The 5,006-nt window shown below is 50.8% G+C and carries 3 protein-coding genes; 1 reads left to right on the forward strand and 2 read right to left on the reverse strand.

All coding sequences use genetic code 11. The features are described 5' to 3' along the window. Window positions 1-76: 76 nt before the first annotated feature. Complete coding sequence (locus Q3886_RS08260) at window positions 77-928, forward strand: AraC family transcriptional regulator (RefSeq protein WP_301860884.1); 852 nt, start codon at window positions 77-79, stop codon at window positions 926-928. Window positions 929-1,005: 77 nt separating this feature from the next. On the opposite strand, the gene Q3886_RS08265 is transcribed toward Q3886_RS08260, so the two are convergent. Together Q3886_RS08265 and Q3886_RS08270 are read right to left on the reverse strand one after the other, a co-directional pair. After that, entirely contained in the window at window positions 1,006-2,421 is a 1,416-nt protein-coding gene (locus Q3886_RS08265) for an aldehyde dehydrogenase family protein (RefSeq protein WP_301860885.1), read from the reverse strand. 142 nt (window positions 2,422-2,563) lie between these two features. Continuing rightward, window positions 2,564-4,855 carry a hydratase gene (locus Q3886_RS08270; RefSeq protein ID WP_301860886.1) on the reverse strand — a complete coding sequence of 764 codons (2,292 nt, stop codon included), beginning with the start codon at window positions 4,853-4,855 and terminating at the stop codon, window positions 2,564-2,566. Between the last annotated feature and the right edge of the window lie 151 nt (window positions 4,856-5,006).

Consider the following 5,006-nt stretch of genomic DNA (forward strand, 5'->3'; position numbering starts at 1 on the left):
TAACAGAAAATAGATAATATATGAAAATAATGCTATACTTATTGCAAATACTGCTTTTTTTAGGGAGGAATGTGACATGCCGCAGAATGCCGGATATCTGACAGGACCGCTGAAACTGTTTTATCTGGACGATGACCAGGGCGTAACCTGTCCGTATCATTACCATGAATTCGGCAAAATCATGCTGTTTCTCCAGGGACAGGTTACGTATGATATAGAAGGGAAATCCTATCATCTGCAGCCCTACGACATTGTCATCATACCGGCAGGAATTCTGCACCGCCCCCATGCCGAGGCCGGAGTGACGTATGAACGGATCATTGCCTATATCTCGCCGGCCTATGTAAAAGAATACCAGCAGCGTCACTGCGATCTTTCCGTCATCTTCCGCCAGGCCGGAGCAGCCGTACTGCGCCAGCCTCAGGAAGCAGACAATCTGTACAGTGCCTCCTGCCGGCTGCGCCAGCTCTGCTGTCATGAAACAGATGATATGTACAGCTCGGCCTTAAAAGATACGGTATTTCTGGAGTTTCTGCTCCACCTGGCCCGTTCTGTTTCCCAGAGACGGCTGGCATCGGTAAAGACCGGGCGGGAGCATCCCAAAATTCAGCAGATTCTCGCATACATTCACGCCCACCTGACTGATGATTTATCTATTGAAACGCTGGCTCACCATACGTATCTGAGTCCGGACTACCTCATGCACATCTTCAAGGCCGAAACAGGGTACTCTCCTGGCGCCTATATTACGGCCAAGCGCCTGGCCCTGGCCCGCAGCCTGATGAGCAAGAAACTCCCCCTGACGACAGTCTGCTATGACAGCGGCTTTAAACAGTATTCGACGTTCTACCGGGCCTGGAAAAAACGGTATGGTACGTCTCCCAAATCGGGAATTCATCCGGCTCTGGACAGATATTGGGAAGAATAAAAAAACGTGCAGACACCTGACTGGGTCTGCACGTTTTACTCATATAAAAGACTTGTCCTGTTTTACAGGTATATGCCTTAATTACCGTGATCAAAGAGAGCCTGCGGTTCTGTAAATTCCAGAATGCCGTCCAAGCCGCCTTCACGGCCAATGCCGCTTTCCTTAAATCCGCCGAAAGGAGCTTCCACATCGCGGGGGCCGTCGTTAATATATACGTTGCCGGCCAGAATACGGCGGCCTACGTCCAGAGCCAGCGTCTTCGGTCCCCATACGGCAGCATTGAGGCCGTACGGCGTGTCATTGGCAATCTTCACTGCTTCTTCTACCGTATCATAAGGGATAACGCAGAGGACAGGGCCAAAAATTTCTTCCTGAGCAATAGCCATATCATTCGTCACATCTGCAAAAATAGTGGGACGAACATAATAGCCTGCATCTGGGGCATCAGGAAGTCCGCCGGCGAGAATACGGGCGCCGCCGTCAATGCCTTTCTGGATATAGCCTTTTACCGTATCATACTGATGCTGCGACGAAAGGGGCCCGATTTTTGTTTCGGCCTTCGTCGGATCGCCGACAATATATTCCGGCAGAATCTGCTTGATAAGGGTTTCAATTTTTCCTTTATCCGAACGGGGAATGAGGAGCCGCGACAAGGCCGTGCAGGTTTGTCCGGCATTGAGGAACAGGGAGTTAAAGCAGGAGCGAATGCCGCTTTCATAGTTATCCTGTTTCAGGAGAACGCACGGCGATTTGCCGCCCAGTTCCATGCTGATGCGCTTGAGTCCGGCCAGAGCCCGCTGGGCTACGCCGCTTCCGGCTTCCGTCGATCCTGTAAAGGAAATCATGTTGATAAGAGGATGATCGCACAGGGCATTGCCGATTTCACTGCCCCGGCCGGCGACGAGGTTGAATACGCCTTTCGGGAATCCGGCATGATCAAAGGCATCGGCCAGGTAATAGGCTGTCAGCGGCGTATGCTGGCTGGGCTTGAATACGACGGTGCAGCCGGCGAGAATAGCGGGAATAACTTTCTGCACAATCTGTCCCAACGGGTAGTTCCACGGCGTAATGCAGCCAATAACGCCAAGAGGACGGCGGTATACCGTCGATTTCGGCAGATATTCTACAAAAGGCGCCCGCAGGGTCAGATCCATGTACGATTCAATGCGTTCGTACTGATAGCGGACGTGATTGGCCCGGGCAAAGGTAACCGGTGCGCCCAGTTCCGATACGACGGCCTGGACAACATCGTCTTCAATACTCTGGAAATAGGACAGCATTTTCTGCATCAATTCCACTCTGGTTTTAGGCGGCGTAGCTTCCCAGGCCGGGAAAGCCTTGGCTGCTGCCTTGGCAGCTGCATCTACGTCGGCAGCATTGCCTGCCGGTACCTTGGCAAATACCGTCTTCGTTGCCGGGTTTTCCACATCAATGTATGTCTGGGACGCACTGGGCACCCAGGCGCCGTCAATATATTGCTTTGTAAAATCCATAATTCTGACTCCCTTCAATATATGATTCTGTTAAATTATCACTTCTATTGTACACTTTATAAACTACGTGAGCAAGTAAAACCATGTAAAAAAGTAAGGACAGCTCGGCGCTGCCCTTTACTTTCCTTATATAATACAGTATTTAATTTTTATTACGGTTGCGGTTGAAGTTAATCAGGCAGCCGGCTTTGACGATTTTCTTTTCATCTTCCGTCATGGGTGCAATATACAGGGAAATTTCCTGCAGCTGCGGCCCGACAATGTAGGCTTTAATATCTTTCATATCGCCTTCCAGAGCCTGGCGGACATGAGGAATATAGATATAATCGCCGACAGAGAAGGTCGGATCGCCTTCCATCTGGAACGGCAGCATCCCCCAGTTGATGACATTGGAACGATAGCGCTTCGTCGCATATTCACGGCAAATATTGGCCAGGCCGCCAAGAACGCGCTGGCAGCTGGCTGCCTGTTCACGGGCCGAACCATCGCCTGGTTTTACGCAGTAAATCATGCTGCCAATTTCCGTAGAAGCCATGTCAGCATCGGCAAAGGTTTCCTGCAGTTTGGCAAATACGTCTTTTAACTGGCTGTCTACGCCGGCCGGGCATTCTCCGGCCATGCGGGCCCGTTCAGCCTTATCGACGGCTTTTGCCCGTCCTACGTATTCCGGATCGCGGCGGGACAGCGTAAATTCAGCCAGGCCCAGGGGATTGGAACGATACGACGACGTTTCGCCAGACGGAATGAGTTCATCTGTCGTCGTTACAGGGTCCATAATCTTGGAGCATACTTTCAGCAGAATATTGTCGGAAAGGGCTTCCATGGACGGCCAGTCCTTAATATTCGGTCCATAGACGAGGGCATCCTTTTCTTCTGCCTTGCCAAATCCCTGATATACACGGGAAGCGTAAGACTGGTTATCGTAGGTATATTCCGGTTCCACATAATCATCCATATAACCTTCAGCCGACGTAAGAACGCCGCCGTTGGCAGCCGTTGCCGCAATAGAGCGGGCATCCATGAGGGCGACGGCAGAGAACTGTCCGTTCCCCGGCTTCGAACCTTCACGGTTCGGGAAGTTTCGCGTCGTATGGCGAATACTGAAGGCATTATTGGCCGGCGTATCGCCAGCACCAAAGCAGGGGCCGCAGAAAGCAGTCTTGAAAATAGCACCGGCAGCCAGTAAATCGGCAACGGCACCTTTCTTGACCAGATCCATATATACGGGCTGAGACGACGGATAGACATCGAGAGTGAAGACGCCGTCACCGCAGCTGGCATTCTTCAGAATGTGGGCAGCTGCCATGACATTGCCGTAGTTGCCGCCGGAACAGCCGGCAATGACACCCTGCTGTACATGAAGTTTTCCGTCTACAATTTTGTCGGTCAGGCTGAAATGAATATCCCGATTACTCATGCGGCTGGCAATGGTCTTTTCCGTTTCACGGAGAATATCGCCGAGATTGGCGTTCAGATCGTCAATGGTGAAGGCATTGCTCGGATGCATGGGCATGGCAATCATGGGCTTTATCTTGCTCAGGTCAACGACGATCATGCCGTCATAGTAGGCCACATCAGCCGGATTCAGTTCTTTGTAGTCATCACCGCGGCCATGCTGGGTCAGGTAGGCTTTCGTATCGTCATCAGTACGCCATACAGAAGAAAGACACGTCGTTTCCGTCGTCATGACGTCGACGCTGTTGCGGTAGTCTGTATTCATGGAAGCGACGCCAGGGCCGACAAATTCCATGATCTTATTCTTTACGTATCCATTTTTAAATACGGCGCCGACAATGGCAATGGCAATATCGTGAGGTCCTACAGCCGGACTGGGCTTGCCTGTCAGATATACGCCGATGACGCCGGGATAGGCTACGTCATAGGTATCGCACAGGAGCTGCTTAACCAGTTCGCCGCCGCCTTCGCCGACAGCAATCGTCCCGAGGGCACCATACCGGGTATGGCTGTCTGAGCCGATGATCATCTTGCCGCAGCCGGCCATTTTTTCCCGCATATACTGATGAATAACTGCAATATGAGGAGGAACGAAAATGCCGCCGTATTTTTTAGCTGCTGACAGGCCGAATACGTGATCGTCCTCGTTAATCGTACCGCCGACAGCACACAGTGAATTATGACAGTTCGTCAGCACATAAGGAAGGGGGAACTTTTCCATTCCTGAAGCCTTCGCCGTCTGAATAATGCCGACAAACGTAATATCATGCGATGCCATGGCATCAAATTTGATTTTCAGCTGATCCATGGAATCAGACGTATTATGAGCTTTCAAAATACCGTAAGCAATCGTCCCCTTGCGGGCTTCTTCCTTACAGGGTGCATGACCTGTAAGGGCTTCCACTTTCGCCGCTTCCTGCTCCGGTACGATCTGAGTGCCATGTACCAAATATACGCCGCCATCATATAATTGAATCATTACTTGCTGCCTCCTCTTACCGGCTGTACCGCCGTCCCCTCGCATATTTCTCATATATTGAAATATACGTAAATAATTTTCACAATATAAAATTTTTACTGATTCTCTACATATTATATCATAATCGTTCTTCGAATGGCTACCCTGATTC

Origin of the sequence: uncultured Megasphaera sp., assembly GCF_958350005.1 — a bacterium.
Lineage (GTDB): Bacteria > Bacillota > Negativicutes > Veillonellales > Megasphaeraceae > Megasphaera.

Excerpts from the sequence above, each read along its gene's own strand:
- Q3886_RS08260 (WP_301860884.1), top strand. The coding sequence starts at position 77 with ATGCCGCAGAATGCCGGATATCTGACAGGACCGCTGAAACTGTTTTAT.
- Q3886_RS08265 (WP_301860885.1), bottom strand. The coding sequence starts at position 2,421 with ATGGATTTTACAAAGCAATATATTGACGGCGCCTGGGTGCCCAGTGCG.
- Q3886_RS08270 (WP_301860886.1), bottom strand. The coding sequence starts at position 4,855 with ATGATTCAATTATATGATGGCGGCGTATATTTGGTACATGGCACTCAG.